This window comes from Mycobacterium sp. IS-1590 (genome assembly GCF_001500025.1).
GTDB lineage: Bacteria > Actinomycetota > Actinomycetes > Mycobacteriales > Mycobacteriaceae > Mycobacterium.
This window is the reverse complement of record NZ_LQIW01000003.1, coordinates 141,285-166,604: the sequence shown is the minus strand read 5'-3', so window position 1 is coordinate 166,604 and position 25,320 is coordinate 141,285. Positions and strand designations below refer to the sequence as shown.

Below are 25,320 nucleotides of genomic sequence, written 5' to 3'. Positions count from 1 at the left end.
GTGAGCGAACGTTTTCACTCACAAACCACTCACCTAGACTGGCGCGTCGTGAGCAAGAGCCCGTTGCGGCGGTTGGCCGATCAACTCGTGCTGACCACCATGCGTCCGCCGGTGGTCCCCGAATTGCTGCAGTACCAGCCCGGCCGCGACGTCGTTGACCTGCGGGGTAAGCGCATCCTTCTCACGGGCGCGTCATCGGGCATCGGCGAGGCGGCCGCCGAGAAGTTCGCCCGCCGCGGAGCCACCGTCGTGGTGGCCGCACGCCGCCAGGAACTGCTCGATGCGCTGGTCGACCGGATCGCCCAGCAGGGCGGGGACGCCTGGGCGCACGCCTGCGACCTGTCGGATCTCGACGCGGCCGACGACCTGGTCGAACGTGTCACCACGGAACTCGGGGGCGTCGACATCCTGATCAACAACGCCGGACGGTCGATCCGCAGGCCGCTGGCCGAGTCGCTGGAACGCTGGCACGACGTCGAACGCACCATGGCGCTCAATTACTACGGGCCGCTGCGTCTGATCCGCGGCCTGGCACCGGGCATGCGTGAGCGGCGCGACGGCCACATCATCAACGTGTCCACCTGGGGTGTGCTCAGCGAGTCGTCGCCGTTGTTCTCGGTGTACAACGCGTCCAAGGCGGCGCTGACCGCGGTGAGCCGCGTCATCGAAACCGAGTGGAGCGCCGACGGAGTGCACTCCACCACCCTGTTCTATCCGCTGGTGCGCACGCCGATGATCGCCCCCACCCGCGCCTACGACGGCTTGCCCGGGCTGTCCTCCGACGAGGCCGCAGACTGGATGATCACCGCCGCCAGAACCCGGCCCGTGCGGATCGCGCCGCGCATGGCCGTCAGCGCCCAGGTGCTCAACAGCTTCGCACCCGCGGTCGTCGACGCCGTGATGAAACGGCAACGCCTACAACCGAACAAGTAGATGCCCCACCCCGACATCGCGACCGTCGCCGATATCGCACGCGTCTTCGGCGCCGAACGTCGCGACGCCGTCGCGTTGATCGCCGGCGAGCGCACCGCGACGTTCGGCGACCTCGACACCCGATCGAACCGGGTGGCCCAGGCGCTGCGCGCCGCCGGTGTCGGGTTCGGCGACCGGGTCGCGTTCATCGAGAAGAACGGCATCGAGTTCTTCGAAGTCGCTTGTGCGCTGTCCAAACTCGGTGCGGTCGTGGTGCCCGTCAACTGGCGGCTGGCACCACCTGAGATGCTGCACATCATCGACGATGCCGGCGCGCGGGTGGTGATCGTCGGCGCCGAGTTCTTCGGGCACGTCGAGGCGATCGAGGACCGGCTGACGGCTCTGGTCGTCGCCGTCGGCGAGCACCCGCGCTGGCCGGAGTTCGATCGCTGGATCGAGCCACATCCTGCCGAGGACCCCTGCGTCACAACGCAACCCGACGATATCGCGTTTCTGATGTACACCTCCGGCACCACCGGCTCACCCAAGGGCGTGATGCTGACCAACGACAACTACTTCTGCAAGGCCTCCGGGATCGCCGACAAATGGCGCTTCGACGCCGACAGCGTGAGCCTGGCCGTGATGCCGATGTTCCACATGGCGGGCTCCGGCTGGGCGTTGGTGGGCCTGTGCGAAGGCGCGCGCACGGTCGTGCTTCGCGACGTCGATCCGACCGCTATCCTCGACGCCGTTGCGCGGCACGGTGTTACGAACATGCTGCTGGTGCCGGTGGTGATTCAGCGCCTCCTGGAGACCCCGGGGGTTGCGACGACGGACTTCTCGGCCCTGCGCGCCATCGTCTACGGCGCATCCCCGATCACCGACGACGTCCTGGTCCGGGCGCTCGAACGATTCGACTGCGATCTGCTACAGGTGTACGGGCAGACCGAAACCACCGGATCCATCACGCAACTGGACCGTCACGACCCTGAACTGCTGCGCTCCTGCGGTAAGCCGTTCGGTTGGGTCGAGGTGCGCATCGTCGATGACGCGGGGTGCGACGTCCCCACCGGAGAGGTCGGCGAGGTGTGGACCCGCTCGCGGCAGAACATGCGCGGCTATTGGAACAACCCCGCTGCGACGGCCGCCACGGTCACCCCGGACGGCTGGCTGAAGACCGGCGACGCCGGTTACCTCGATGCCGAGGGTTATCTGTACCTGCACGACCGGGTCAAGGACATGATCGTCTCCGGCGGCGAGAACGTGTACCCGACCGAGGTCGAGAACGTTCTGATGACGCACCCGGACGTCGCCGATGTGGCGGTGATCGGTGTGCCGGACCCGGCGTGGGGTGAGGCGGTCAAGGCTGTCGTGGTGCCCGCGGCCGGCTGCTCCCCCGGCGAGGCGCAGCTCATCGCGTACGCCCGCGAACGGCTGGCGGGGTTCAAGCTGCCCAAGTCGGTGTCGTTCGCCGACGACCTGCCCCGCACCCCCAGCGGCAAGATCCTCAAGCGTGCGCTGCGCAAACCCTACTGGGAAGGTGTCGGGCGGCGGATCGGCTGAGCGTGATAGACACGACGTCATGGAGATTCTGGCCAGCCGGATGCTCATTCGGCCGGCGGACTACCAGCGTTCGCTGACGTTCTACCGTGACGAGCTGGGGCTGGCGATCGCACGCGACTACGGTGCGGGCACGGTGTTCTACGCCGGCCAGTCGTTGATCGAACTCGCCGGTCACGGTGGCCCGCGTGCGGGCGGCACGATGTGGCTTCAGGTGCGCGACGTGTACGCGACCGAGAAGGAGCTGTCGGGTCGGGGTGTACCGGTCGCGCGGGAGGCCCGCGAGGAACCGTGGGGTCTGCATGAGATGCATGTCAACGACCCCGACGGTGTTCTGCTGATCTTCGTGCAGGTCCCCGAGACCCACCCGCTGCGCCGCGACACCCGGCGGTGACGCCCTGGACTCAGCGCGCGGGCGCCAGCGGCCAGCCGACGGAGGCCAGCCGCGACGCAACCTGGTGCATCTCTTCGGGATTCGGCTCCTGCGCGGTGACCTGATGGATCGCCGCGCGGATGTCGTCTTCGGTGACGATGTCCGAGCTGGCGCCCTTGAGGACCGCCTGCGCGGCGCTGACCACTTCGTCCTCGGCCAGCGAGCGCTTCAGCAGCGCCAGTAGCGGGAAGTAATCGGTGGGCGGCACGCCTTCCGGATACCCGCGGCGCAGCCAGTTGAGCACGCTGTCCAGCACGGTGCGGTTCTCGGTCATGGTGCGGCACATCTCATTTCTGCGGCATGAAGGGGAACAGGTCGATTCCCGTGTGGTGGATGATCGTGGCCCGGGTGATCCACAGCACCGCGGTGACGATCACCCATGCGACGAAGACGAACAACCCGATGCCGAGGTATTTGCGGGCCGGGTTGGGCGCGGTCACGGCGCCGTCGGCGGACTCGTCGCCCACGCCGCTGGAGAAGGCCATCAATCCGGTGGCGAACAGCGCGGGCAGTCCCGCGCCCAGCACCAGCCCGACCACCAGTACCTTCAGAATGCTCTCGAGATAGGTCATCGACGTTCCTCTGCTACACCGTCGCGGCCGGCTCGGCGGGTTCAGGCATGGCCTCCTCGATGGCGGCCCGCAGTTCGGCCGGGACCACCGAGTTGGTGGCGTCGTCCCACTCGGCGTTGACGTTTGTGTGGTCGACCTTCTGTTGCTGGGCACGCCACCACATGTAGAACGACAGGCCGACCAACACCAGGAAGATGAACCCGTCACCGGCGAGGCCCGATCCGGTGAGCGTCTCGACGCCGTGGGCCAGCCAGAAGGACAGTGCGCCAACGAGTCCTGCAGCCGGCAGGGTGATCAACCAGGCCACGGCCATCCGGCCCGCGACCGCCCAGCGGACTTCGGCCGCCGGCTTGCCGACGCCGCTGCCCAGGATCGAACCGGTCGCGACGTGGGTGGTGGACAAGGCCATACCCGCGGCGCTCGAGCTGAGAATGATTGCGGCCGAGGATGCTTCGGCGGCGAAGCCCTGGGGTGACTGGATCTCGACCAGGCCTTTGCCCAGGGTGCGGATGACGCGCCAGCCGCCGAGGTAGGTGCCGAGACCGATCGCGACCGCACAGCTGAAGATGACCCAGAACGGCAGGCCGTTCTCCTTGACGTCGCCGGTCAGGTGCCCGGTGGTGATGAGTGCGAGCGCGATGACACCCATCGTCTTCTGCGCGTCATTGGTGCCGTGCGACAGCGCCACCAGCGAGGCGGTCGCGACCTGGCCCCAGCGGAAGCCCTCCCGACGGCGACGCTCGGCCACGTTGCGGGTGATCCGGTACACCAGCCAGGTGCCGCAGGCAGCCACCAGGCACGCGATGAGCGGCGCGGCGATCGCGGGAATCAGCACCTTCTGGCTGATACCGCTCCAGTTGACCCCGGCGGTGCCCATCGCGGCCAGGCCCGCGCCGATCAGCCCGCCGAACAGCGCGTGCGAGGAACTCGACGGGATGCCGAACAACCACGTCAGCAGGTTCCACAGGATGCCGCCGATCAGCCCGGCGAAGATGATGGTCAGGCCGGTCGACGCATCGATCGACGGCAGCAGGGCGCCGGTCTGGCCGTCCTGCACGTTGAGCACCGAGGTGGTGACCGTGACCGCGACCTCGACCGACAGGAATGCGCCGACCAAATTGAGAATGCCCGCCAACAGGACCGCGGTCTTGGGCTTGAGCGCACCGGTGGCGATCGACGTGGCCATCGCATTGCCGGTGTCGTGGAAGCCGTTGGTGAAGTCGAAGGCCAGTGCGGTTGTGATCAACAGCACCAGGACGATCAACTCAGCGCTCACGGCGTTAATTCTGCGGCCATGGAGTTCGTTTCACCTAATCTTCAACGCTCTTGGACCGGCGTGTCATCTGGCATTTCGCCTTCTGGGGCAATGTGTTCATCCACTGTTCACCCGCCGGCGGTCGAGCGTTTGCCGGCGACGCCGAACTCGTCTTGTTCGGTCGCGCACTAGCATCATCCAACGGGAGTGGGTAGACCCGATGCGACACGCGGGAGGGCACAGTGACGAAATTTCTGGCCAAAATCGTCGCGTGGATCACAGCGGGTTATCCCGAAGGAGTGCCCGGCCCGGACCGAGTGCCGCTGTTCTCGCTCCTGCGGCGGCGCCTCACCGAGGATGAGGTTCGCACCGTGGCGGTGGAGCTGAAGCGCAACGGCGAATTCGACGACGCCGACATCGGGGTGCTCATCACCCAGATCACCGATGCGCTGCCGTCCTCTGAGGATGTCGAGCGGGTCCGTCAGCGGCTGGCGGTCCGGGGCTGGCCACTCGATGACCCCCGTGACGCGGAGGGTGAACCATAGCCGTCCTGCGCCCGGTCGCGGTGGGGCCCGGCGCCGCGGCGTTGTCGCTCCTGCCCGTCGTGCACGACATGCTGGCCGGCCACGCCACCGTGCTGCCGATTCCTGCCGAGGATGATCGCGAATCATCCTTTCTGACAGAGGCTTTGCGGTGCGGTGCGGAGATCGACGGCGACGTGGCGGTGGTGGTGCCGACATCGGGCACGACCGGAACCCCGAAGGGCGCCATGCTGTCCGCCGCCGCCTTGACCGCCAGCGCCGAGGCGACACACCACCGGCTCGGCGGGCCGGGGCGCTGGCTGCTGGCATTGGCGGCACATCACATCGCGGGACTTCAGGTGCTGGTTCGCAGCGTGGTCGCGGGCACCACCCCGGTGGCCTTGCCGCCGACATTTGATCCGTCCGAATTGCCCTCTGCCGTGGACGCTTTGGGCTCGGGACGGCGGTACGCCTCGTTGGTGGCCGTGCAACTCGACAAAGCGCTGCGGGACGTGCGGGCTGCCGACGCTCTGGCCAGCCTGGACGCGGTGCTGATCGGTGGGGGCCCGCTGCCGGCGGGTCTGGCCGAACGTGCGGCCGCGGCGGGGATCTCGGTCGTCCGGACTTATGGGATGAGCGAGACCGCGGGCGGGTGCGTGTACGACGGTGTGCCGCTCGACGGTGTGCGTGTCCGCATTCTCGGCAATGTGCCGCAGGCGACCTCAGGGAGCGGAGCCGCGCAGCCGGGCGCTTCAGGCGGCGGGGGCCGGATCGTGTTGGGCGGTCGGACACTGGCGAAGGGCTATCGCAATGCGGTGGCCCCCGATCCCTTCGCCGATGCGGGCTGGTTTCGCACCGACGACGTGGGAGCGATCGACGCCGCGGGACGGTTGACGGTGCTCGGCAGGGTCGACGACGCGATCGGCAGCGGCGGGTTGACCATCATGCCGCAGATCGTGGAGGCCGTCTTGGCGACCCACGATGCGGTGGCCGAATGCGCGGTGTTCGGGGTCCCCGATGAGCGGCTGGGCCAGCGGGTGGCCGCGGCCGTCGTGCTCGTGGCCGGTCACCACTCCCCCACGCCCGCCGAGCTACGCGCGCACGTCGCCGCGACCCTGGATGCCACCGCGGCGCCGCGCGAGTATCACGTCGTCGACGAACTGCCGCGGCGCGGCATCGGCAAGGTCGACCGGCGCGCGCTGACGGCCCGGTTTCAGAACTAGGTCACGGGCACTCAGCCCGCCCGTTCGGCCACCCGGCGGCCGGCGGGGGTTAACCCCTTGCGCGGTCGAGCATCATGGACCCATGCGTCGCGAAGTCAACACCGCCGACGAGTTGCGGGCCATCGTCGGGCAGCCGGACCACTACGTCGCCAACAAGGTCAGAGCCCGCCTGTCGCCGGTACAGCGCGACTGGCTCGCCCACTCGCCGTTGGGTTTCGTCGCGACGACGGATGCGCGCGGTCGCGTCGACGTGTCACCCAAGGGTGATCCGCCAGGCTTCGTGCACGTCATCGACGACACCACGATCGCGATCCCGGAGCGGCCGGGCAACAAACGGGTCGACGGCTATCTCAACGTGCTGCAGAATCCGCATGTCGGCACGGTGTTCCTCATCCCCGGCCGTGGCGACACCCTGCGCATCAATGGCACCGCCGCGATCGTCTCGGACGCCGACTATTTCGACGCGCTTGCGGTCAAGGGCAAGCGTCCGATCCTCGCGTTGGAAGTCGGGGTCGAAGAGGTGTTCTTCCACTGCGCCAAGGCTTTTCTGCGTTCAGAAACCTGGGACCCGTCGACATGGAACCCGTCGGCGCTGCCGAGCGTCGCGCAGCTGCTCAAGTCGATCCGTCCCGATTGGAGTCAGGACCAGCTCGACGAGTACTACAGCGACGAGAACACCCGCACCCGGCTGTACTGACCAGCGCGCGGTCAGATCTGGTTGGTGCCGCCGTCGACGGGGATGTCGGCACCTGTGGTGTAGGTGCTCAGGTCCGACGCCAGGAACAACACCGCGTTGGCGACCTCCTCGGGCGTTGCGCGGCGACCCATCGGGATGACGCTGCGCTGTTGGCTGTCGAACTCCTCGACGGCGTTGGGTCCGGGGACCAGAACGTGGGCGAGATCGTTGAGGCCCGGGGTTTCGGTGGCACCGGGGCTGACCACGTTGACCCGAATATTGCGATCGCGCAACTCACTTGCCCACGTTCGGGCCAGCGATCGCACCGCCGCCTTGATCGCCGCGTAGATGCCGATGCCCTCGGAGCCTTTCGCGTTGGTGTTCGACGAGTTCAAGATGACCGACGCCCCGTCCGCGAGCAGCGGCAGCGCCTTCTGCACGGTGAACACCAGACCCTTGAAATCGATGTCGAGCAGGTAATCGAGGTGTCGTTCGGTGATCTCGCCGAGGCGCGCGACGTCGATCACCGCGGCGTTGGCGAACAGCACGTCGATGCGCCCACCGCGGTCGGCAACCGCGGCGTAGAGGCGGTCCAGGTCCTCGGGGTCGGCGACGTCGCCCTGCACCACGGTGACGTTGTCGCCGATCTCTTTGGCCGCGGCCTCCAGTTCGGCCTGCCTGCGGCCGGTGATGAACACGTAGGCGCCCTCCTCGGCCAGCCTCTTCGCGGTGGCGAGCCCGATACCCGTGCTGCCGCCGGTGATCACCGCTGTCTTGTCTACGAGTAGTGCCATCGCCGCGCTCCTTAGTTATGGACTAATTGGTCAATAACCAGAGACACTGGCGCGCGAAGATGTATTCCAGGACAGGTTCAGGCACGCGATATGAGGCTGATGACCTCGTCGGCGGCCGCAATGAGCTGGGACGATTTGACACCGCCTTTGTGCAGCGCCTCCAGCCCGCGCAGGAAACCCAACAGCACCGTCGCCAGTGTCCGTGGGTCGCGATCGGAGTCGATCGAGCCGTCGCGCTGGGCCGCCTCGATGCAGTCGGCCAGCAGTGTGCGCCACTCGCGGTACGCCCGTTCGACAGCACGCTCGACGGCGGGGTCGGTGGCGCTGAGCTCGGCCGCGCTCTTGGCGATCATGCACCCGCGCAACGTCTTGTCGGCGGCGATGGCCTTCGCTTCCGCGCGCACGTGCCGCACCAGCCGGTCGTAGGCGCCACGCCGGGGGTCTTGAAGTTGTCTGCGCACCTTCGCCATCGAGTCGGCGATCCAGTCGTCCAGGGCGCGCAGATACAGTGTGTGCTTGTCGCCGAACGCGCCGTAAAGGCTGCCCTTGCCGAGACCCGTTGCGGCGGTGAGGTTGTCAACGGAGGTGCCCGCGTAGCCGCGCGACCAGAACTCGTCGCGGGCCGCGCAGATCACCTCGGCTTCGTCGAACTGGCGGGGGCGTGGCATGGTTCCAGCGTACCCATGTTATGGACCGTTCGGTCCGTATCTCTCGGGACCAGCGGCACCCGGCGAAGGCCCGTCCGATCACTGCTTCATCGGCGACCCGGCGTGGCGGAACAGGCCCGCGCCGCCGGGGCGACGAATGTGTGACCTCCGGTGCGGGGGCGAATAGGGTGACGGGATGCGGACCAGTCGCAAGGAGATCGTGGCGGTCGCCGTCGGTGCGTTGCTGGTGGTCACCGCGTTCGTCGTACCGCACCTGAACCTGGGGATCGTCACGCCACTGATCAACGCGACACCCGCCCGGATACGCCAGTTCGCCGACACCGCGCCGATCTTCGGATGGTGGAACGCTCACGTCGGGTGGGGCACGGTCCCCGCTGTCGTGATCGGCGGCGCGGTGGTGTGGTGGGGGCCGACGGTCGCGCAACGACTGTCGTGGCGTGCGTTGCCGTGGGCGACATGGGCGACGGCGTGCGCATGGGCGTTCTCGCTGGCCATGATCGACGGCTGGCAGCGCGGTTTCGCCGGCAGGCTGGCAGCCCGCCACGAGTACCTGCGTCAGGTTCCCACCGTCACCGACATACCCCACGCGCTGCGCACATTCTCCGACAGAATTCTTGACTATCAACCCGATTCGTGGATCACCCACGTATCGGGCCATCCCCCCGGGGCGCTGCTCACGTTCGTGTGGCTCGACCGCATCGGGCTCGGTGGCGGCGCATGGGCCGGCCTGCTGTGCCTGCTGGTGGGAACCAGCGCCGCGGCCGCCATCGTCGTCGCGTTGCGCGCGCTGACGGGGGAAGCGACCGCGCGGCTCGCGGCCCCTTTCGTCGCCGTTGCGCCCACGGCGATCTGGATCGCGGTGTCGGCCGACGGCTACTTCGCGGGAGTCGCGGCGTGGGGTGTCGCGCTGCTGGCGATGGCGATCGGGAGCACGGTGCGCTGGCCCGTCCTCGCCGCGGCGGGGGGCGGTCTGCTGCTGGGCTGGGGCCTCTTCCTCAACTACGGACTGGTCCTGATGGCCTTACCTGCGCTCGCGGTGCTGATGTGCGCGTCCGACTGGCGGGCCGCGGCTCGTGCCGCGGTACCAGCGGTCGGGGTCGTCCTCGCCGTGGTGGTGGTGTTCGCGGTGTTGGGATTCTGGTGGTTCGACGGCTATCACCTGGTGCAGGAACGCTATTGGCAGGGCATCGCCAACGACCGGCCGTTCCAGTACTGGGGTTGGGCGAACTTCGCTTCCGTCGTGTGCGCGATCGGCCTGGGCAGCGTGGCCGGTCTGGGCAGGCTGTTCGACATCGCGGCGATCCGGCGTCGGCCCGGCCTGCCCATGATTCTTCTCGGCGCACTGCTGGCGATCCTGTTCGCCGACCTGTCGATGCTGAGCAAGGCCGAGACCGAACGCATCTGGTTGCCGTTCACCGTCTGGCTGACCGCGGCCGGGGCGCTGCTACCGCCGCGGTCACACCGCTGGTGGCTCGGCGTCAACGTGGTGGGCGCCCTGCTGCTCAACCACTTCATTCTGACGAATTGGTAACGGTCGCGGGTCACCACGCACATCCGTAGGCACTTGCCGCGACCCTGGAACCGTGCAACCCGGCAACCGGCCCCGGGTACAGCGGGCGATCCGCTGGCGTAGTCCGCTGCGCGGTTTGTGGCTGACGTCGGTGTTCGGCACGGTGCTGCTGATCGGGCTGCCGGTGGTCATCTTCACCGGGCTGCTGTCCTACATCGCCTACGGGCCGCAGTTCGGTCAGGCCATACCGGGCGATGTGGGCTGGCTCAAGCTTCCGACGTTCGACTGGCCCACCGATCCGTCCTGGCTGTACCGGCTGACGCAGGGGTTGCACGTCGGGCTGGGCCTGGTGCTCGTACCGGTCGTGCTCGCGAAGCTGTGGTCGGTGATTCCCCGCCTGTTCGCCTGGCCGCCCACGCGTTCGATCGCTCAACTGCTCGAACGGATTTCGTTGTTGATGCTGGTCGGCGGAGTGCTGTTCGAGGTCGTCACCGGAGTGCTCAACATCCAGTACGACTACATCTTCGGCTTCAGCTTCTACACCGCTCACTACTTCGGCGCCTGGGTGTTCATCGCGGGGTTCGTCCTGCACGTCGCGATCAAGCTCCCACGGCTGCGCGAGGGGTTGCGGTCACGGTCGATGCGCGCGGTGCTGCGCACGTCGCGCGAGGACACCGTCGCCGATCCGTATGAGCCCGACGGGTTGGCGCCCGCGGACCCGGATCCGGTGACGATGAGTCGCCGCGGTGCGCTCGCTCTGGTGGGTGGCGGGGCGGCGTTGGTGGCGGTTCTGACCGCCGGGCAGACCATCGGCGGATGGACCAGGCAGGCCGCGCTGCTCCTGCCCCGCGGACGGACCCGCGGCGATGGCCCGAATGACTTCCAGGTCAACAGAACCGCTGCGGCGGCCAGGATCACACCGGAGCTCACCGGCGAGCGCTGGCGACTCACCCTGACCGGAGGCCCGTCGCCGGTGGTGCTGGACCGCGCCGGGCTCACCGCGATGCCCCAGCACACCGCCCGCCTGCCCATCGCCTGTGTCGAAGGCTGGTCGACGACAGAGACGTGGACAGGCGTGCCGCTGCGGGATCTCGCGCAGTTGGCCGGTGTGCCTTCGCCGGTGTCGGCGTTCGTCCGGTCCGTGGAGCGGCGGGGTGCCTTCAATCGTGCGACGCTGCAACGTAATCAGGTCCTACACCCCGACGCGCTGCTGGCGTTGAGGGTCAACGGCGTCGACCTGTCACCGGATCACGGTTTCCCGGCCCGCATCATCGTGCCTGCGTTGCCCGGCGTGCACAACACCAAATGGGTGGGTTCGATCGACTTCCGGGCGGGTGACTGACATGGGCCGGTTTCGCGCCGTCTACGGATCGCATCCGCTGCACCTGCTGACATTGGTGGCCGGCTTCGCGCTGTTCGGTTACGTGCTGGCCACCCTCACGCCGGCCGCGTTGTGGAACACCCGCACATGGTGGCAGTCCATCGCGGTGTGGTTCGCCGCGGCGATCGTCGTACACGATCTCGTGCTGTTTCCGATCTACACGTTGGCCGACCGGGTCCTGGTGCGCGGCACCAGGATTCCCCGGTTGCGTGTCCCGCTGCTGAACTATGTGCGGGTACCGGCGCTCGGCTCGGCGTTGACGCTGCTGCTGTTTCTGCCCGGCATCATCAAACAAGGCGGGCCGGTCGCGCTGGCCGCGACGGGACAGACCCAAGACCCGTACCTGGGCAGGTGGTTGCTGCTGACGGCCGCGCTGTTCGGGATCAGCGCGGTGCTCTACGCCGCACGGCTGGTGACGACCGAAGGCTAGGCCAACGTCAGGCTGGCGACCACCCGGTTGCCGATCGGGTGGACCCGGGTCAACGCCAGCCCCGCGGTCTCGGCGACCTCTGCGGCGCAGTCGATGCCCACCGACGCCCACGGAAACCAGGGGCCCACCACCCGCGACGACTCGAGCCGGACCCAGCGATTGCGGACACCCTGCCTGAGCGCCTCGAATTCGGCGATGCACCGACCGCCGCGGCGCAGCAGCTCTGCTGCCCTGTGCAGCATCCGAAACGGGTCGCCGCCGAGGCCCACGTTGCCGTCGGCAAGCAGCACGGTCTGCCACCGGCCGGTCGCGGGCAGCTGTCCGAACACGTCTCGGCGCAACACGGGTGCACCGTTGCGCCGCGCGAGTCCGACGGCGGTCGCGGACTGGTCGACACCGAGAGCGGGGATGCCTCGGCGGGTCAATTCGATCACCAACCGCCCCGGGCCACAGCCCAAATCGATGGTCGGTCCTTCGCACAATTCGACGATGGCCCGGTCGAACCGGCAATCGGCATGCGCGCCGCCGATCCAGCGATGCACCGGAAGCGCCTGTACCTCACCGTCATCGCTGCGGATCCAGCACCGCTCTCCGTCGAGTGCGCAGTCGTAGAGGTTGCCCAGCATCAGGCGAAAACCGCCTCGACCGCTCGAGCGAACCGGCTGTTGGGCGCGCATCGGCTGCGCACCGCGTCGATGTCGTCGATGGTGTCGAAGTCGGCGAGCTCGTCGACCGTCTTGACATCCACTCCGTTGTCGCGCAACGCCGCCAGGGTCAACGCGCCGGTGTCCGACCGTGACATCGGCACACTCCGCAGGCATTCGGCCATGGATGGGTGCGAAACACCGAGCACCCACCATCCGCCGTCGCTGGCGGGCCCCAGGACCGCGTCGGCTCGCATCAGCTCGTGGCAGCACTCGGCGAGTAGGCCGGCGCTGACCTGCGGGGTGTCCATGCCGATCTGCAGTACGGGGTTGCCGGTGGCAGCGTCGGTGTGCGCGTTGGCCAATCGCTCGGCGAAGTCGGCGCCACGTTGGGGTATCACCGTGAATTTATCTAGGCGAGAAACGATTTCGTCACCTCGGCTGCCGTGTCTCAGATCGCCGGTCATCGCGACGACCCGGTGGCCGACGGGGGTGGCGGCGACCGCGTCGAGGGTGTCGAGCAGGGCGGCGGCAGCGAGGTCGGCCGCGGCGACGTCGCCGATCGTCGCCGCGAGGCGCGTCTTCGCCAGACCCGGCACCGGCGCCTTCGCCACCACCAACACCGTCACGGCCAGTACCGTCACGAGATCACCCGCCAGAAGTCGAAGGCCGCCACCGCGCTACCGCGGATCGACCCGCTGACCTTGGACTTGCCGCCGGTGCGCGCCCGGTAGGCGACATCGCGCTCGACGACGCGCCACCCGGCGGCGGCCGCCCGCACCAACAGTTCGAGCGGGTAACCGGAGCGGCGGTCGCTGACGCCGAGATCGAGCAGCGCGTCGCGGCGGGTGACCCGCATCGGAGCGATGTCGTGCACCGCCAGGCCATGGCGCTGCCGCAGCCGCCAGCACACCGCCGCGGTGCCGAGGCGGGCGTGCCACGGCCACGTGAGCCCCGGCACCGGCCGGCGCCGCCCGATCGCCATATCGGCCCCCCGGTGCAGGTCGTCGACAAGCGCGGGCAGGTCACCAGGGTCCAGTGAGCCGTCGGCGTCCAGGACCGCCACGATGGGCGTCGCTGCCGCCACCACCCCGGCGTGCACTGCGGCGCCGTAACCGGGGCGCTTCTCGGCGACCACCTGCGCTCCATGCTCGCGGGCGACGTCCGCGGTCGCGTCGGTGCTGTTGTTGTCGACCACCAACGGCCGGTATCCGTCGGGGATCGCCGCGAGCACGCCGGGCAGGGACTGCGCCTCGTTCAGGCACGGCAGCACCACGGTCACCGGACAGTCGGGCATGGGTTCGAGGCTAACCAGCCGCCGACCGCACCGACCAGTGGATCAATGACGAATCCGTGACATCGGCGCAGGTAGTCGCCACATCGGGCTACTCTCGGAAACTGTGACGCGGGTATTGATCGCCGACGACGACAGCGTCGTGCGTGATGTCGTGCGTCGCTATCTCGAGCGCGACGGGCTCGACGTCGCGATCGCGCACGACGGAGCCGAGGCCCTGCGGTTGCTGGGCTCCCAGCACATCGACGTCGCGGTGCTCGACGTGATGATGCCGGGGCCCGACGGGCTGACGCTGTGCCGCAACCTGCGCCAGCGCGGCGGCTACGCGGTGCCGGTGATCCTGCTGACCGCGCTCGGCGAGGAGGACGACCGGATCGCGGGCCTGGAGGCCGGCGCCGATGACTACCTGACCAAACCGTTCAGCCCGCGCGAACTGGCGCTGCGGGTGCGCTCGGTGCTGCGGCGCGCGCCCGCACCGACGGGTCGGCGCGCGTTGGACATCACGGTCGGCGGCCTGACCGTGTCGACGGCCGCACGCACCGTGACCGTCGACGGGCAGCCGGTGTCGCTGACCAACCGCGAGTTCGACCTGCTGCTGTTCTTCCTCACCCACACCGACGTCGTGTTCAGCCGCGAGGAACTGCTCAAACAGGTGTGGCACTGGGATTTCGGTGACCTGTCGACGGTGACCGTGCACGTCAAGCGGCTGCGGTCGAAGCTCGGTGAGCACCACAGGGTGCAGACGGTGTGGGGTCGCGGCTATCTGTGGAGCAGCGAGGCACGGTCCCCGGAAGGGCAGAGCGCCTAGTGCCGTCCGACCTGTGGGAGATCATCGGGTTGGCGCTGGCATGTTCGGTTCCGGTGGTGCTCGCGGGCGCGCTCGTCATCCGTCTGGCCCGGTCGTGGTCGCTGGCGGTCAGCATGGTGGCGCTGGTGCTCATCCCGGTCTTGGCGACGTTCACCGGTGTGCTCGGCGCCAGCCGCTTCATGATCACCGAAACGTTCGAGAAGACCGCGATCGTCCTGGTGATCGTCTCGGTGGTGACGATCCCGGCCGCGGTGATGCTGGCGCGCTATCAGGCCCGCCGCACGGTATGGGAGCAGGAGATCCGCGAGTCGGAACGGGCCGCCGAGCAGTCGCGCCGCAGGCTGGTCGCGTTCGTCAGCCACGATCTGCGGACCCCGCTGGCCGGGATACGGGCGGTGTCCGAGGCGATCGCCGACGGCGTGGTACCCGACGCCGAGGTTCGCGTACACGCCAAAACCATTGAGCAGGAGTCTGTCCGGCTATCCGAGATGGTCGACGACCTGTTCGAGATGTCGAAGATCAACGCGGGTGCGGTCCAACCGGTGTTCGACAAGGTGGCGCTGGACGAGGTGGTCGACGACGTGCTGACCGCGCACCGGATCGCCGCCGAGCGTGCGGGTGTGGCGTTGACGGCCGAGCTGCCGCAGGCGCCGGTGCGGGTGCTGGGCAGCGACCGCGCGCTGGTGCGGGTGCTGTCCAACCTGGTGGCCAACGCGATCGCACACACGCCGGAGGGCGGCCGGGTGTCGCTGTCACTGGGCTCGGACGAGAACGGCGCGTGGGCGCGCGTCGACGACACCGGGGTCGGTATCGACGAGGCCGATCTGCCCCGGGTGTTCGACGTCGCCTACCGAGGGTCCAACGATCGCGTGCCGCGTGCCGATTCGTCGCTGCCCAGCGGGTCGGGGCTGGGCCTGGCGATCGCCGCGGGTCTGGTGCAGGCCCATCGCGGGACGTTGTCCGCGCGCAACCTGGGCACCGGCGCACGCTTCGAGGTGCGGTTGCCGCTGGCGGCGGACTGACTTCTTCGTCGGCGAAACCGCATCCCTGGACGTTGACTTTTCGCGACGAGGGATTCTCGCTCATCGTCTCGGGGTTGTTTTTGAGTGATCACTCAATTATCGTGGTCAACCTGATCCCACGAGGAGGTTCGAGATGGCCACACGGAGTGCCGACAAGGCGGTGCGCAAGTTCAAGTTCGAGCGGCAACTGGGTCGTGTCCTGATGAACCCGTTGGTCGCCGCGCTGGACCGCGTCGGTATCCGGTCGCCGCTGGTGGTCGACCTCGAGACGATCGGCCGCAAAAGCGGGGAACCGCGGCTCGTGCCGCTGGCGGGCCGCGCCGACGACACCGGTGTGTGGGTGATCTCTCAGCACGGCCGCCGCGCGGGCTGGGCGTACAACATCGCCGCGAACCCTCATGTGCGGGTGCGCGTCAACGACGAATGGCGCACGGGCACCGCGACATTCGAACCCGACGATGACGTGCGTGCCCGCGCACGCAGCTTCGGCGGCGCGGGCAGGCTCGGTCAGTCGGCGACCGCGTTGACCATGCGGGCGATGGAAAGCGACCCGATCTCGGTGCGGATCACGTTCGACGCCTGACGATTTGGTGCGCTAGTCCGGTAGCGAGTTGCTCAGGCGTTCGGTCGCGGCGACGTAGTCCTCGATGAACTCGCGCACCACCTCGCGCGCGGGCTTGACTTTGTTCATCAGCCCGACCCCTTGTCCGACGAAGTACGTCGCCAACGCCTGCGCGCCGGGATGTCCCTGGGCGGCCAGCACGTCGATGCGACGCACGACGGGTTCGGCGAGCATCGACTGCAGCGGAAGCGGCAGCGGCTTCTGGCCGCCCTCGTTCGGCAGCCACGCCTGGGTCCAGTCCGAAACCAATTGGCGCGCAGGCTTTCCGGTTCTACCCGCCGATCGGACGGTGTCTCGCGACGAGGCGGCCAGGAACTTCTCCTTGGTGTAGGGCGCCGTCTCCGCCTCCTCGGTGGTCAGCCAGACCGAACCCGTCCAGGCGCCCGCCGCGCCCATCGCCACCGTCGCGGCCATCTGCCTGCCCGTGACGATCCCGCCCGCGGCGAGCACCGGGATGTCGCTACCGATCGCCGCAAGCGCCTCCAACACCTCGGGCACCAGCACCAGCGTCGTCACCTCACCGCAGTGCCCACCGGCCTCGGTGCCCTGAGCGACGATCAAATCGACGCCCGCCTGCGCCTGCTTGACGGCGTGCTCCTTGGCACCGACCAGGGCCGCCACCGGCACGCCGTTCTCCTTGCCGGCCTTGATCATGTAACCGGGCGGGACGCCCAACGCGTTGGCGATCAACCGGATCGGGTGGTTCATCGCCACATCCAGCAGGTCCTTGCCGGTGTTGCCCGACAGGGCGGCGTTGCCGAACCGCGGCGCCTCCTCGGCCTCGATGTCGTGCGCGGCCAACAGCTCGGTGACGAAGCCGCGGTATTCGTCGGGGATCCGACCTGCGAGGTCGCTCATCGTCAGGTCCTCGCCCTTGCCCTCGTAGCGGGCGGGGACGATCAGGTCGACGCCGTACGGCTTGCCCCCGACGTGGTCATCGATCCAGGACAACTCCTGGTCGAGCTGCTCGGGTGTGTACGCCGTCCCGCCCAGCACGCCGAAGCCGCCCGCGTTGGACACCGCAGCCACCACGTCGCGGCAGTGGCTGAACGCGAACAACGGGAAGTCGATGCCGAACTGTTCACAAATCGCTGGTTTCACCCGGCCAGTATGGCGAGGCCGGTTCATGCCTGGGACAGGAGTCGCCGGATCGCGTCGAGCATCTGCTTGCCGACCAGCAACTCGAGGTCGTTGTGCCCGGCGCCGGGCACCAGCTCGTAGCTCTTCGGCTCGTTCGCCGCGTCGTAGAGCCGCCGGCTCATCGGCTCGGGGACGACGTCGTCGCGGTCTCCGGCGATCACCAGTAGCGGCACGTGCACCGACGGAATCCGGTCCAGCGACGGATAGCGGTCCATCAGCAGCCACCGCACCGGCAGCCACGGATAGTGCACCGCCCCGACGTCGGGCAGCGAGGTGAACGGCGAACGCAGTATCAACGCACGGGGCGGCCGCTCGACGGCCAGTCCGATAGCGACTGCGGCGCCGAGGGATTCGCCGAAGTAGACGATCTGGTCGACGCCGGGCTGCGCGGCCAGCCACGATTGCGCGGCCCGCGCGTCGGCGGCCAGACCGTCCTCCGACGGGCGGCCCGGGTTGCCCCCGAAACCGCGGTAGTCCACCAGCAGTGCCGAGGAGCCCATCCGGTTGAGCGCCACGGCCAGCGGCGCGCGCATCGACCGGTCTCCGCCGTTGCCCGGCAGCACCAGCACGGCGGGCCCGTCGCCGTCGACCGGGAAGTACCAGGCGTCCAAACGGATTCCGTCGTCGGTTTCGATCACCACGTCTTGTCCGTTGCGCGCCACCGTGGCGGCGGACGGCACCGGGCCCGGCGACGGAAAGTAGACCAACCGCCGCTGCGCAGACCACAGCAGACCCATCAGACCGGACGTCACGAGCGTGACGATAACGAGCAGGCGAACGATGCGGCGCATCAGGCCCGCAACGGCGCGAACGCGAACTCGCGCAACCCGTCGAGCGGGTCCACCGCCGCGCAGAACCCGAGCACCTCGCCGGCGCGCGCGGGGTCGGCGACGATGTGGCGGACGTCTCCGCTGCGGTATTGGCCGGTGACCACCGGCGGGGCGTCACCCCGCGCCTCGCACAGCGCGGTGGCCACCTCGAGTATCGAGATCGGCCGTCCCGAGCACACGTTGAACGCCTCGAATCCCCCGCGCGCGGATTCCACGGCCGCGACGTTGGCCGCCGCCACGTCATCGACGTGCACGAAATCGCGCATCTGCCCGCCGTCTTCGAATACCCTTGGTACATCGCCGGATTCAAGCTCAGAACGGAAGATAGCCGCCACCCCCGAGTACGGGGTGTCGCGGGGCATGTAGGGCCCGTAGACGTTGTGGTAGCGCAGCGCGGTGACCGCGCCCCCGACGGCCTCCGTCCACGCGAGCGCGTAATGCTCCTGCGCGGTTTTGCTGGCGGCGTACAGGCTGCGAGGCCGCAGCGGCGCGTCCTCGGGCACCAGTCGCCATGAGACGACTTCACCGCACAGCGGGCAGCGGTGCTCGAAGAGGCCGGCGTCGAGGTCGGCGCGCGTGCGCGGGTGGGGGTCGACCGGTCCGTGCTCGGCGCAGTCGTAGCGGCCCTGACCGTAGACCACCATCGACGACGCCAACACCAGTCGTTGACAGCCCGCCGCGAACATCTCGGCCAGCACCACCGCAGTCCCGTAGTCGTTGTGCGAGCCGTACGCGGGCGCATCGGCGGCGTTGACACCCGCACCGACCACGGCCGCCTGATGGCACACCACGTCGACGTCCGTCATCAGCGGTGCCAGCGCGGATGCGTCGCGGACATCTACCACCTGGCAGCCGGGAGGTGGTTCGACGCCCGGGCCGTGGGCGGCGGTCAGCATCGCGTCGACGGCGATCACATCGTGGCCGGCGTCGCGTAGTGCGTCGTGGATCCGGGCCCCGATGAATCCGGCGGCGCCGGTCAGCAGGACTCTCACGGAAGTTCGAACGGCAGTCGGACACCGTCGTGCGCCAGGCAGTGCGTGCAGGTCTGTTCGACCGTCACCTGGTTGATGGCCTCGTGCACGAGCTTTTTGAACGGCACCAGGTTGCGTTGGAATTCGGCGAACACGTCGACGGTGCGCACGGCAGTTCCGCTGTCGATGCCGGCGTCCAGATCGGTCACCAATGCGATTGCGGCGTAGCACATCTCAAGTTCTCGAGCTAACGCCGCCTCGGGGTAGCCGGTCATGTTGACCAGGGTGAAACCCTGATTCGCGAACCACCGACTTTCGGCGCGGGTGGAGAACCGCGGCCCCTGCACCACCACCATGGTTCCGCCGTCGACGACGCCGGGCAGGGTGGCCGCAGCACGCAGGCTCGGGCAGTACGGGTCGGCGAACGCGACATGGATGCCACCGGAGTCGAAGTAGGTGTCGGCGCGTCCGCGGGTGCGATCGACGAGCTGGTCGGGCACCACCATGGCCCCGGGCCCCAGCGCGGGCGTGAGGCTGCCGACCGCGCACGGCGCGAAGATGCGTCGCACCCCGAGTGAACGCAGCGCCCACATGTTCGCCCGGTACGGGACGGTGTGCGGGGAGAACTCGTGGTCGACTCCGTGGCGCGGCAGGAACGCCACCTCGTGCTCGCCGACGGCGCCGACGGTGATCGGGGCGCTCGGCGCACCGTAGGGGGTGTCGAGGGTGACGCTGCGGGCGTCCGAGCCGAAGAAGCTGTAGAAACCGCTCCCGCCGATGACTCCCAGCACGGCTACGCGCGCGGTTGGTCGTCGGTTTCGTCGAGCTGTTGCGACGCGCGCCGCACGGTGTCGCGGATCTCGAACGCGTCGGTCGCAAAGCCGCCGATCGCGTTGGCGACGTCCTTGACCGCGGTGGTGATGATCGACGCCACCTCGCCGACGGTCGATATGCCGGAGTCGAAGATCTCCTGCACGGCGTCCTTGCGAATCTCCGCCTTGCTGAGCCGGTCCTCCATGCGCTCAGTCTGCCACGGTCTGCAGCCGTGCGAGACTGGCGCTCGTGGCGACATTCGCGCAGTGGGTCGAGGGCGCTCGTCCGCGCACCCTGCCCAACGCGATCGCACCCGTGATCGCGGGCACCGGCGCCGCGGCGTGGCTGCAGGCCGCGTGCTGGTGGAGGGCGCTGCTCGCACTGGCTGTCGCGGTCGCGATGATCGTCGGGGTCAACTACGCCAACGACTATTCCGACGGGATCCGCGGCACCGACGACGTGCGGGCGGGCCCGCTGCGGCTGGTGGGGTCGAAGGTCGCCAGTCCGCGTGCCGTGCTGACCGCCGCGGTGGTGAGCCTCGTGGTCGCCGCTGTCGCCGGTGTGGTGCTGGCGGCGGTGAGCGCCCCGTGGCTGATCGCGGTCGGGGCGGTGTGCATCGCCGGGGCGTGGCTCTACACCGGCGGGTCGAAGCCGTACGGCTACCTCGGACTCGGCGAGGTCGCGGTGTTCGTGTTCTTCGGGTTGGTCGCGGTGCTGGGCACGCAGTACACCCAGGCGCTGCGGATCGACTGGGTGGGCGTCGCCGTCGCGGTGGCGATGGGGTGCATGTCATCGGCGGTACTGGTGGCCAACAATCTGCGCGACGTCCCGACCGACAAGGAGTCGGGGAAGATCACGCTGGCGGTGCGGCTCGGCGATGCCCGCACCCGGCTGCTGTACCAGGCGCTGCTGGTCGTGGCGTTCGCGTTGACGCTGGTGCTGATGCTCGCGACGCCGTGGGCGGCGGTCGGCCTGGTGGCGCTGCCGCTCGCGGTACGCGCGGCCGCGCCGGTGCGCCGAGGCCGCGGCGGCAAAGACCTCATCCCGGTGCTGCGCGACACGGGGTTGACGATGCTGGTGTGGGCCGTGGCGGTCGCGCTGGCGCTCGCGATTTGTGCGTGAAAACGATTGCTGAGCGAACGAAATCACGCACAAATCGCTATTAGGTGACGGCGGTCGGAGCGTCGGCGACCTTGACCAACGTCACCTCCGGCTTGGCGGGCACCGCGTCGGCGAGGAACCATCGGAACGCCAGGTTGCCGCGCGGATAGTCCACCGTGCTGATGGAATTCGGGTGTGCGGTCATACCGCGGGAGATGACGGCGGTGACCGAACCGTCGGAGTTGGGCACCGCGCTGTAGCCGTTGATCGACGTCTTCTCGTCGGTGACGCCTGCCATGAACTGGTTCCATACGACGAGGTTCCAGAACCGGCATGCCGGCGGCCGGTGCGTGACGACGAGCGCCTCATCGTCGGAGAGCACGAAGCTGCCGTAGGCGTAGCACGCGTCGCGCGCAGACCAGCCGAAGTTCGCATCCGGAACCTGATACGGATCGGCGAATTGGTTTGCCACCTGCGAGATCTCATGGCCCAGAGTGCGGTTGTCATCGACCCGCACACCCACCGCCAGCGGCACGATCGCGAACATCGTGCGCAGCCACGCCGCACTGGCCCGCAGCGCCGCGGCGGTCTCGGCGTCGCCGTGCCGGATCGGCTCGGGCTCGTCGAGCGCCTCTATGTGCCAGGACACCGGGCGACCCGTCAGCGGGTCGGCCTGGTAGTCGCGGGTCACCAGCACCACACCGCCGTCGGTCGGGCCGTACTCGAAGGAGAAGTTGCCGTCGGCATCCAACTCGAGGTCGTCGTCGCGCACCAGCGCCACGATCCGATCCGACCACGCACCGGGGGACGGCTCGTTGTAGGCGGTCACCGAGAAGTAGACGCTGTCGCCCTTGTTACCGCTGATGCGGTAGCGGCGTTTGGGGTCGACCGGGCACATGAAGTAGTAGGCGTCGGTGTTGTCCCCGCCCCACCGGCGGTCGCGGCGGAACGGGGTGTTGAGCTCGATCCACACGGGTCGGCTCGGCTCGGCGAACAGATAGGTGTCGAACGCGACGCCCAGCGTGGTGGCGAGCATGCGGTAGCCGTCGGCGATGTGGCGGTCGTCGGAGACAGCGCGGTCCCCCTCGAGAAAGCTGCGGTCCAGGCCACCCAGGGTGTCGAGCAGTTCTCGCCACGCTTCAGTGGATTCGCGGCTCGCCGCGGAAGTGGATTCGTGCGTCATGCGCTGATTCCTCTCGTGATGAAAGTGGCGGCTCGATCCACCCATGCGTCGTCGAGGCGATCCCCGCGGGTGATCAGACAAAGAAACGTCATGCCGGCCATGGCCTCGACGACGTCGGCGGCCGACACCTCCGGTCGTACCTCGCCGCGGCCCGCCGCCGCGTCGAGCCGTTCGGTCAGCCCGCGCGAGAGCACGTGCGAGAAACGTTCCAGCAGCGCGGCGTGCAGCGCGGTATCGGCGGCCATCTCCGCGACCAGTCCGGGCAGCGCGGCGCGCGCGGCAGGAGTGGTGAGCACGCCGACCGTGCGGCTGACCATCTCACGGATGTCACCGGCCAGTGATCCGGTGTCGGGGAGCTCGGTCGCCGAGCCGAGCGGAAACACCGCCTCGTGCACGAGGTGCGCTTTGCCCGGCCATCGGCGGTAGATGGCGGGCTTGCTCGTGCCCGCGCGCCGGGCGATCGCATCGACGGTGAGGTCCGCGTAACCGGTGGACCCGAGCAGGTCGACCGTCGCGCTCAGCACTGCGTCGTCGATGCGCTTGTCGCGGGGTCGGCCAATTTCCGTCGTCATTACGAAACTGACAGTAACATAACTATCTGTGACCGACATCTCATCAGCGTCGCCCGTTGTCCTCGACGACCTCGCCGAGCCCCGCTTCCCGGAGGCGATCCAGCCGATTCGCGACATGATGGCGGCGATGGCACCCGAGTGCCCGCTCGACGCCGACGCCCTGCACGCCAAGGCCAGCGCGGAAACCGGCCTCGACGACTTCGGCCCCGACGATTACCGCGAACGACTCGATGTGTATCTCGCTGCGCTACAGGAGATTCCGGGGCTGAGCGACGCCGGGGTGGTGAACTTCCATGCCCAGCTGGTGCAGTTGCTGAAGAACCGCCTGCTGCTCACTGACCTGCTGGCCAGGCATCCCGAGATCCACGACATCGAATTGGCCCCGCCGGTCGTCATCGCCGGCCTGCCCCGCACGGGCACCACCCACATGCACAATCTGCTCGCGACGGGACCGACCTTCCGCACCCTTCCCTACTGGGAGAGCAACGAACCGATCCCACTGCCCTCGGAAGCCGGTGTCGAGCCGGACCCGAGGCGCAGCCGGATGGATGCCGCCGTGGAGTTCATGAACGCGGTCATGCCGCATTTCGCGCTGATGCACGAGATGACGACCGACCACGTGCACGAGGAGATCCAGCTGCTGGCCAACGACTTCAGCTCGATGCTGTTCGAGACGTTGGCGCATGTGCCGCGGTGGCGCGACTACTACCTGTCCCATGACCAGACGCCCCACTACGAACACCTGGCCCTCCAGCTGAAGGCGCTGCAATTCCTGCGTGGGGGCAGGCGCTGGCTGCTCAAGTCCCCGCAGCACCTCGAGCAGCTGCCGGTGCTCGACCGGGTGTTTCCCGGCGCGGTGGTGATCGCGACCCACCGCGATCCGGTCCCCGTCGTGCTGTCGATGCTCGCGATGCTCACCTACTCCGCGCGCATGCACTGCTCACCGGTACCGGTCGAGGACATCGCCGCATGCTGGATCGATCGCCTCGAGCTCATGTTGGCCGCGTTGGTCCGCGATCGCGACGTCATTGGAGCCGAGCGCTCGATCGACGTCCGGTTCGACGACTTCATGGCCGACGAAATGGGCACTGCTGCAGCGATTTACGCGCTCGCGGACGAGCCGATGACCGAGGATGTCCGCGCCGCCATGGCCGGATACCTCGCGGGCCACCAGCGGGGCCGGCTGGGACGGGTGGCGACGTCGCCGGAGATGTTCGGACTCGACCCGCACGAGTTGCAGGCCCGGTTCGCACCCTATGTCGAACGCTTCCTGACGTAAGCCTCTCGCGTTCTCCGCGGCTGTTCGCCCGATCAGCGGTGTGTGAATACCCTGGCCCGGGTATCCGCATCCGGCAGCCGGAGACGAGAGGCATCCATGACCGCAGCACGAACTCAACTCGACCAGCGCGATCTCGCGGAGGCCCGGCGCGTCGTCGCCGCGGTCTCCGATGCGTTCTCGGCCAAGGTCGTCGGCCAAGAGAACCTACGCGAGTCGTTGCTGATCGGCCTGCTCGCGGGCGGTCACATCCTCATCGAGAGCGTGCCGGGGCTGGCCAAGACGACCGCCGCGCGCGTGATCGCCGAAGCCATCGACGGCGGGTTCCGGCGGATCCAGTGCACGCCCGACCTGCTCCCCAGCGACATCATCGGCACCCAGATCTACGAGTCCGCGACCAACTCGTTCGTCACCCAACTCGGGCCGGTGCACACCAACATCGTGCTGCTCGACGAGATCAACCGGTCCAGCGCCAAGACGCAGAGCGCGATGCTGGAGGCAATGGAGGAACGCCAGACCACCATCGCGGGCACCGAGTATCCGATTCCCGAGCCGTTCCTGGTGATCGCGACGCAGAATCCCGTCGACCAGGAGGGCACCTATCCGCTGTCGGAAGCCCAGACCGACCGGTTCATGCTCAAGGATGTCGTGCACTACCCCACCCCCGAACAAGAGGTGGAGATGATGTCCCGGATGGATGCGGGACTCTACGACAAAGACCACCGCAGCAGGCCTGTCGTCGGCCTCGACGACATCCGCCGGTTGCGCGCCGTCGTGCGTCGGGTCCACATGAACGGCGCGCTGATGCACTACGCCAGCCAACTGGTCACCGTCACCCGTGAGCCCGACCAATATCTGCCGCGCCAAATGGCCCGGTTGATCGAGTACGGTGCCAGCCCGCGGGCCACGATCGCCTTCTGCAACGCGGCGCGGGCGCTGGCGCTGTTGTCCGGGCGCGGACATGTCATCCCCGGCGACATCGCCAAGCTCGCCCACCGGGTGCTGCGGCACCGGCTCATCCTCGGCTTCGAGGCCGCCAGCGCGAACGTCACCCCCGAGCTGATCATCGACGCTGTGCTGCAAGCGGTTCGAGTGCCCTAGGGCCGAGT

Annotated in this window: 30 protein-coding genes; 15 read left to right on the top strand and 15 right to left on the bottom strand. The window is 68.4% G+C overall.

The features are described 5' to 3' along the window. Positions 1 to 48: 48 nt before the first annotated feature. From AU197_RS04660 to AU197_RS04650, 3 genes are read left to right on the top strand one after another with little or no spacing between them, the layout of a single operon-like run. Positions 49 to 933: an SDR family oxidoreductase gene (locus tag AU197_RS04660; protein ID WP_064401398.1), complete on the top strand. Its 885-nt coding sequence runs from the start codon at positions 49 to 51 to the stop codon at positions 931 to 933. Continuing rightward, entirely contained in the window at positions 934 to 2,475 is a 1,542-nt protein-coding gene (locus AU197_RS04655) for a long-chain-fatty-acid--CoA ligase (protein ID WP_064401349.1), read from the top strand. A gap of 19 nt (positions 2,476 to 2,494) precedes the next feature. After that, entirely contained in the window at positions 2,495 to 2,866 is a 372-nt protein-coding gene (locus AU197_RS04650) for a VOC family protein (RefSeq protein ID WP_064401348.1), read from the top strand. A gap of 10 nt (positions 2,867 to 2,876) precedes the next feature. Here AU197_RS04650 and AU197_RS04645 read toward each other — a convergent pair whose 3' ends face one another. Genes AU197_RS04645 through AU197_RS04635 form a run of 3 tightly spaced genes read right to left on the bottom strand, consistent with a single transcriptional unit; the run spans position 2,877 to position 4,753 of the window. Continuing rightward, positions 2,877 to 3,179: a DUF3349 domain-containing protein gene (locus AU197_RS04645; RefSeq protein WP_064401397.1), complete on the bottom strand. Its 303-nt coding sequence runs from the start codon at positions 3,177 to 3,179 to the stop codon at positions 2,877 to 2,879. A gap of 13 nt (positions 3,180 to 3,192) precedes the next feature. After that, positions 3,193 to 3,477 carry a hypothetical protein gene (locus AU197_RS04640; protein WP_064401347.1) on the bottom strand — a complete coding sequence of 95 codons (285 nt, stop codon included), beginning with the start codon at positions 3,475 to 3,477 and terminating at the stop codon, positions 3,193 to 3,195. A 13-nt stretch (positions 3,478 to 3,490) separates the two neighbouring features. Continuing rightward, positions 3,491 to 4,753 carry an inorganic phosphate transporter gene (locus AU197_RS04635; RefSeq protein ID WP_064401346.1) on the bottom strand — a complete coding sequence of 421 codons (1,263 nt, stop codon included), beginning with the start codon at positions 4,751 to 4,753 and terminating at the stop codon, positions 3,491 to 3,493. Between the two features lie 221 nt (positions 4,754 to 4,974). Between AU197_RS04635 and AU197_RS04630 the strand changes: the two genes are divergently transcribed. The 3 genes from AU197_RS04630 (at position 4,975) to AU197_RS04620 (ending at position 7,173) form a co-directional block, all read left to right on the top strand. Next, positions 4,975 to 5,277, top strand: a complete 303-nt coding sequence (locus AU197_RS04630) for a DUF3349 domain-containing protein (RefSeq protein WP_064401345.1) — start codon at positions 4,975 to 4,977, stop codon at positions 5,275 to 5,277. A gap of 68 nt (positions 5,278 to 5,345) precedes the next feature. Next, entirely contained in the window at positions 5,346 to 6,476 is a 1,131-nt protein-coding gene (gene menE / locus AU197_RS04625) for an o-succinylbenzoate--CoA ligase (protein WP_231744825.1), read from the top strand. Between the two features lie 82 nt (positions 6,477 to 6,558). Continuing rightward, a complete protein-coding gene (locus AU197_RS04620; RefSeq protein ID WP_064401344.1) occupies positions 6,559 to 7,173 on the top strand; it encodes a pyridoxamine 5'-phosphate oxidase family protein in 615 nt (204 codons plus the stop codon). Positions 7,174 to 7,184: 11 nt separating this feature from the next. Here the strand turns inward: AU197_RS04620 and AU197_RS04615 are convergent, their stop codons facing one another. Together AU197_RS04615 and AU197_RS04610 are read right to left on the bottom strand one after the other, a co-directional pair. Then, positions 7,185 to 7,946, bottom strand: coding sequence for an SDR family NAD(P)-dependent oxidoreductase (locus tag AU197_RS04615; protein WP_064401343.1), 762 nt, complete (start codon positions 7,944 to 7,946; stop codon positions 7,185 to 7,187). Positions 7,947 to 8,023: 77 nt separating this feature from the next. Next, entirely contained in the window at positions 8,024 to 8,614 is a 591-nt protein-coding gene (locus AU197_RS04610) for a TetR/AcrR family transcriptional regulator (protein ID WP_064401342.1), read from the bottom strand. A 175-nt stretch (positions 8,615 to 8,789) separates the two neighbouring features. On the opposite strand from AU197_RS04610, the gene AU197_RS04605 reads away from it, so the two are divergent. The 3 genes from AU197_RS04605 to AU197_RS04595 are packed head-to-tail and all read left to right on the top strand — an operon-like array spanning position 8,790 to position 11,935. After that, positions 8,790 to 10,145, top strand: coding sequence for a hypothetical protein (locus tag AU197_RS04605; RefSeq protein ID WP_064401341.1), 1,356 nt, complete (start codon positions 8,790 to 8,792; stop codon positions 10,143 to 10,145). A 52-nt stretch (positions 10,146 to 10,197) separates the two neighbouring features. Next, a complete protein-coding gene (locus tag AU197_RS04600; RefSeq protein WP_082696499.1) occupies positions 10,198 to 11,466 on the top strand; it encodes a molybdopterin-dependent oxidoreductase in 1,269 nt (422 codons plus the stop codon). A gap of 1 nt (position 11,467) precedes the next feature. Further along, a complete protein-coding gene (locus tag AU197_RS04595; RefSeq protein ID WP_064401340.1) occupies positions 11,468 to 11,935 on the top strand; it encodes a hypothetical protein in 468 nt (155 codons plus the stop codon). Here AU197_RS04595 and AU197_RS04590 read toward each other — a convergent pair. The 3 genes from AU197_RS04590 to AU197_RS04580 are packed head-to-tail and all read right to left on the bottom strand — an operon-like array spanning position 11,932 to position 13,876. Then, positions 11,932 to 12,561: a methyltransferase domain-containing protein gene (locus tag AU197_RS04590; protein WP_064401339.1), complete on the bottom strand. Its 630-nt coding sequence runs from the start codon at positions 12,559 to 12,561 to the stop codon at positions 11,932 to 11,934. The genes AU197_RS04595 and AU197_RS04590 overlap by 4 nt on opposite strands. Then, a complete protein-coding gene (locus AU197_RS04585; RefSeq protein ID WP_064401338.1) occupies positions 12,561 to 13,223 on the bottom strand; it encodes a TIGR04282 family arsenosugar biosynthesis glycosyltransferase in 663 nt (220 codons plus the stop codon). The genes AU197_RS04590 and AU197_RS04585 overlap by 1 nt, the downstream gene beginning before the upstream one ends. Beyond that, positions 13,220 to 13,876 (bottom strand): glycosyltransferase family 2 protein, encoded by a 657-nt coding sequence (locus tag AU197_RS04580; RefSeq protein ID WP_064401337.1) that lies wholly within the window; start codon positions 13,874 to 13,876, stop codon positions 13,220 to 13,222. Before AU197_RS04580 ends, AU197_RS04585 begins: the two co-directional genes overlap by 4 nt. 103 nt (positions 13,877 to 13,979) lie before the next feature. Between AU197_RS04580 and AU197_RS04575 the strand changes: the two genes are divergently transcribed. The 3 genes from AU197_RS04575 (at position 13,980) to AU197_RS04565 (ending at position 16,286) form a co-directional block, all read left to right on the top strand. Further along, a complete protein-coding gene (locus AU197_RS04575) occupies positions 13,980 to 14,681 on the top strand; it encodes a response regulator transcription factor (protein ID WP_064401336.1) in 702 nt (233 codons plus the stop codon). After that, positions 14,681 to 15,703: a sensor histidine kinase gene (locus AU197_RS04570; protein ID WP_064401335.1), complete on the top strand. Its 1,023-nt coding sequence runs from the start codon at positions 14,681 to 14,683 to the stop codon at positions 15,701 to 15,703. Before AU197_RS04575 ends, AU197_RS04570 begins: the two co-directional genes overlap by 1 nt. Positions 15,704 to 15,836: 133 nt before the next feature. Next, on the top strand, positions 15,837 to 16,286 hold the full coding sequence (locus tag AU197_RS04565) for a nitroreductase family deazaflavin-dependent oxidoreductase (RefSeq protein ID WP_064401334.1): 450 nt from the start codon (positions 15,837 to 15,839) through the stop codon (positions 16,284 to 16,286). Between the two features lie 12 nt (positions 16,287 to 16,298). On the opposite strand, the gene AU197_RS04560 is transcribed toward AU197_RS04565, so the two are convergent. Genes AU197_RS04560 through AU197_RS04540 form a run of 5 tightly spaced genes read right to left on the bottom strand, consistent with a single transcriptional unit; the run spans position 16,299 to position 20,284 of the window. After that, entirely contained in the window at positions 16,299 to 17,426 is a 1,128-nt protein-coding gene (locus AU197_RS04560) for an NAD(P)H-dependent flavin oxidoreductase (RefSeq protein WP_064401333.1), read from the bottom strand. 23 nt (positions 17,427 to 17,449) lie between these two features. Continuing rightward, a complete protein-coding gene (locus tag AU197_RS04555; RefSeq protein ID WP_064401332.1) occupies positions 17,450 to 18,256 on the bottom strand; it encodes an alpha/beta hydrolase in 807 nt (268 codons plus the stop codon). After that, positions 18,256 to 19,287 carry an NAD-dependent epimerase/dehydratase family protein gene (locus tag AU197_RS04550; protein WP_064401331.1) on the bottom strand — a complete coding sequence of 344 codons (1,032 nt, stop codon included), beginning with the start codon at positions 19,285 to 19,287 and terminating at the stop codon, positions 18,256 to 18,258. The genes AU197_RS04555 and AU197_RS04550 overlap by 1 nt, the downstream gene beginning before the upstream one ends. Beyond that, the gene (locus AU197_RS04545; protein ID WP_064401330.1) at positions 19,284 to 20,057 is read right to left on the bottom strand and encodes an S-methyl-5'-thioadenosine phosphorylase; all 774 of its coding nucleotides are present in this window, start codon (positions 20,055 to 20,057) and stop codon (positions 19,284 to 19,286) included. Before AU197_RS04545 ends, AU197_RS04550 begins: the two co-directional genes overlap by 4 nt. 2 nt (positions 20,058 to 20,059) lie before the next feature. Beyond that, the gene (locus AU197_RS04540; RefSeq protein WP_064401329.1) at positions 20,060 to 20,284 is read right to left on the bottom strand and encodes a hypothetical protein; all 225 of its coding nucleotides are present in this window, start codon (positions 20,282 to 20,284) and stop codon (positions 20,060 to 20,062) included. Between the two features lie 44 nt (positions 20,285 to 20,328). Here AU197_RS04540 and AU197_RS04535 point away from each other — a divergent pair, with 44 nt between their 5' ends. Then, on the top strand, positions 20,329 to 21,201 hold the full coding sequence (locus AU197_RS04535; RefSeq protein WP_064401328.1) for a 1,4-dihydroxy-2-naphthoate polyprenyltransferase: 873 nt from the start codon (positions 20,329 to 20,331) through the stop codon (positions 21,199 to 21,201). A 40-nt stretch (positions 21,202 to 21,241) separates the two neighbouring features. On the opposite strand, the gene AU197_RS04530 is transcribed toward AU197_RS04535, so the two are convergent. After that, complete coding sequence (locus tag AU197_RS04530; RefSeq protein ID WP_064401327.1) at positions 21,242 to 22,363, bottom strand: DUF1214 domain-containing protein; 1,122 nt, start codon at positions 22,361 to 22,363, stop codon at positions 21,242 to 21,244. After that, positions 22,360 to 22,935, bottom strand: coding sequence for a TetR/AcrR family transcriptional regulator (locus tag AU197_RS04525; RefSeq protein WP_064401326.1), 576 nt, complete (start codon positions 22,933 to 22,935; stop codon positions 22,360 to 22,362). The genes AU197_RS04530 and AU197_RS04525 overlap by 4 nt, the downstream gene beginning before the upstream one ends. 115 nt (positions 22,936 to 23,050) lie before the next feature. Here AU197_RS04525 and AU197_RS04520 point away from each other — a divergent pair, with 115 nt between their 5' ends. Together AU197_RS04520 and AU197_RS04515 are read left to right on the top strand one after the other, a co-directional pair. Next, positions 23,051 to 24,214, top strand: a complete 1,164-nt coding sequence (locus AU197_RS04520; RefSeq protein ID WP_156434305.1) for a sulfotransferase family protein — start codon at positions 23,051 to 23,053, stop codon at positions 24,212 to 24,214. A 96-nt stretch (positions 24,215 to 24,310) separates the two neighbouring features. Then, positions 24,311 to 25,312, top strand: a complete 1,002-nt coding sequence (locus AU197_RS04515) for an AAA family ATPase (RefSeq protein WP_064401324.1) — start codon at positions 24,311 to 24,313, stop codon at positions 25,310 to 25,312. The last annotated feature ends 8 nt before the right edge of the window (positions 25,313 to 25,320 follow it).

What these genes read in the sequence shown, in the direction of transcription:
- AU197_RS04615 (WP_064401343.1), bottom strand. Translation starts at nt 7,946, where the DNA reads ATGGCACTACTCGTAGACAAGACAGCGGTGATCACCGGCGGCAGCACG.
- AU197_RS04610 (WP_064401342.1), bottom strand. Translation starts at nt 8,614, where the DNA reads ATGCCACGCCCCCGCCAGTTCGACGAAGCCGAGGTGATCTGCGCGGCC.
- AU197_RS04515 (WP_064401324.1), top strand. Translation starts at nt 24,311, where the DNA reads ATGACCGCAGCACGAACTCAACTCGACCAGCGCGATCTCGCGGAGGCC.
- AU197_RS04655 (WP_064401349.1), top strand. Translation starts at nt 934, where the DNA reads ATGCCCCACCCCGACATCGCGACCGTCGCCGATATCGCACGCGTCTTC.
- AU197_RS04525 (WP_064401326.1), bottom strand. Translation starts at nt 22,935, where the DNA reads ATGACGACGGAAATTGGCCGACCCCGCGACAAGCGCATCGACGACGCA.
- AU197_RS04645 (WP_064401397.1), bottom strand. Translation starts at nt 3,179, where the DNA reads ATGACCGAGAACCGCACCGTGCTGGACAGCGTGCTCAACTGGCTGCGC.
- AU197_RS04520 (WP_156434305.1), top strand. Translation starts at nt 23,051, where the DNA reads ATGATGGCGGCGATGGCACCCGAGTGCCCGCTCGACGCCGACGCCCTG.
- AU197_RS04650 (WP_064401348.1), top strand. Translation starts at nt 2,495, where the DNA reads ATGGAGATTCTGGCCAGCCGGATGCTCATTCGGCCGGCGGACTACCAG.
- AU197_RS04555 (WP_064401332.1), bottom strand. Translation starts at nt 18,256, where the DNA reads ATGCGCCGCATCGTTCGCCTGCTCGTTATCGTCACGCTCGTGACGTCC.
- AU197_RS04540 (WP_064401329.1), bottom strand. Translation starts at nt 20,284, where the DNA reads ATGGAGGACCGGCTCAGCAAGGCGGAGATTCGCAAGGACGCCGTGCAG.
- AU197_RS04640 (WP_064401347.1), bottom strand. Translation starts at nt 3,477, where the DNA reads ATGACCTATCTCGAGAGCATTCTGAAGGTACTGGTGGTCGGGCTGGTG.
- AU197_RS04530 (WP_064401327.1), bottom strand. Translation starts at nt 22,363, where the DNA reads ATGACGCACGAATCCACTTCCGCGGCGAGCCGCGAATCCACTGAAGCG.
- AU197_RS04580 (WP_064401337.1), bottom strand. Translation starts at nt 13,876, where the DNA reads ATGCCCGACTGTCCGGTGACCGTGGTGCTGCCGTGCCTGAACGAGGCG.
- AU197_RS04605 (WP_064401341.1), top strand. Translation starts at nt 8,790, where the DNA reads ATGCGGACCAGTCGCAAGGAGATCGTGGCGGTCGCCGTCGGTGCGTTG.
- AU197_RS04595 (WP_064401340.1), top strand. Translation starts at nt 11,468, where the DNA reads ATGGGCCGGTTTCGCGCCGTCTACGGATCGCATCCGCTGCACCTGCTG.
- AU197_RS04590 (WP_064401339.1), bottom strand. Translation starts at nt 12,561, where the DNA reads ATGCTGGGCAACCTCTACGACTGCGCACTCGACGGAGAGCGGTGCTGG.
- AU197_RS04565 (WP_064401334.1), top strand. Translation starts at nt 15,837, where the DNA reads ATGGCCACACGGAGTGCCGACAAGGCGGTGCGCAAGTTCAAGTTCGAG.
- menE (WP_231744825.1), top strand. Translation starts at nt 5,346, where the DNA reads ATGCTGGCCGGCCACGCCACCGTGCTGCCGATTCCTGCCGAGGATGAT.
- AU197_RS04620 (WP_064401344.1), top strand. Translation starts at nt 6,559, where the DNA reads ATGCGTCGCGAAGTCAACACCGCCGACGAGTTGCGGGCCATCGTCGGG.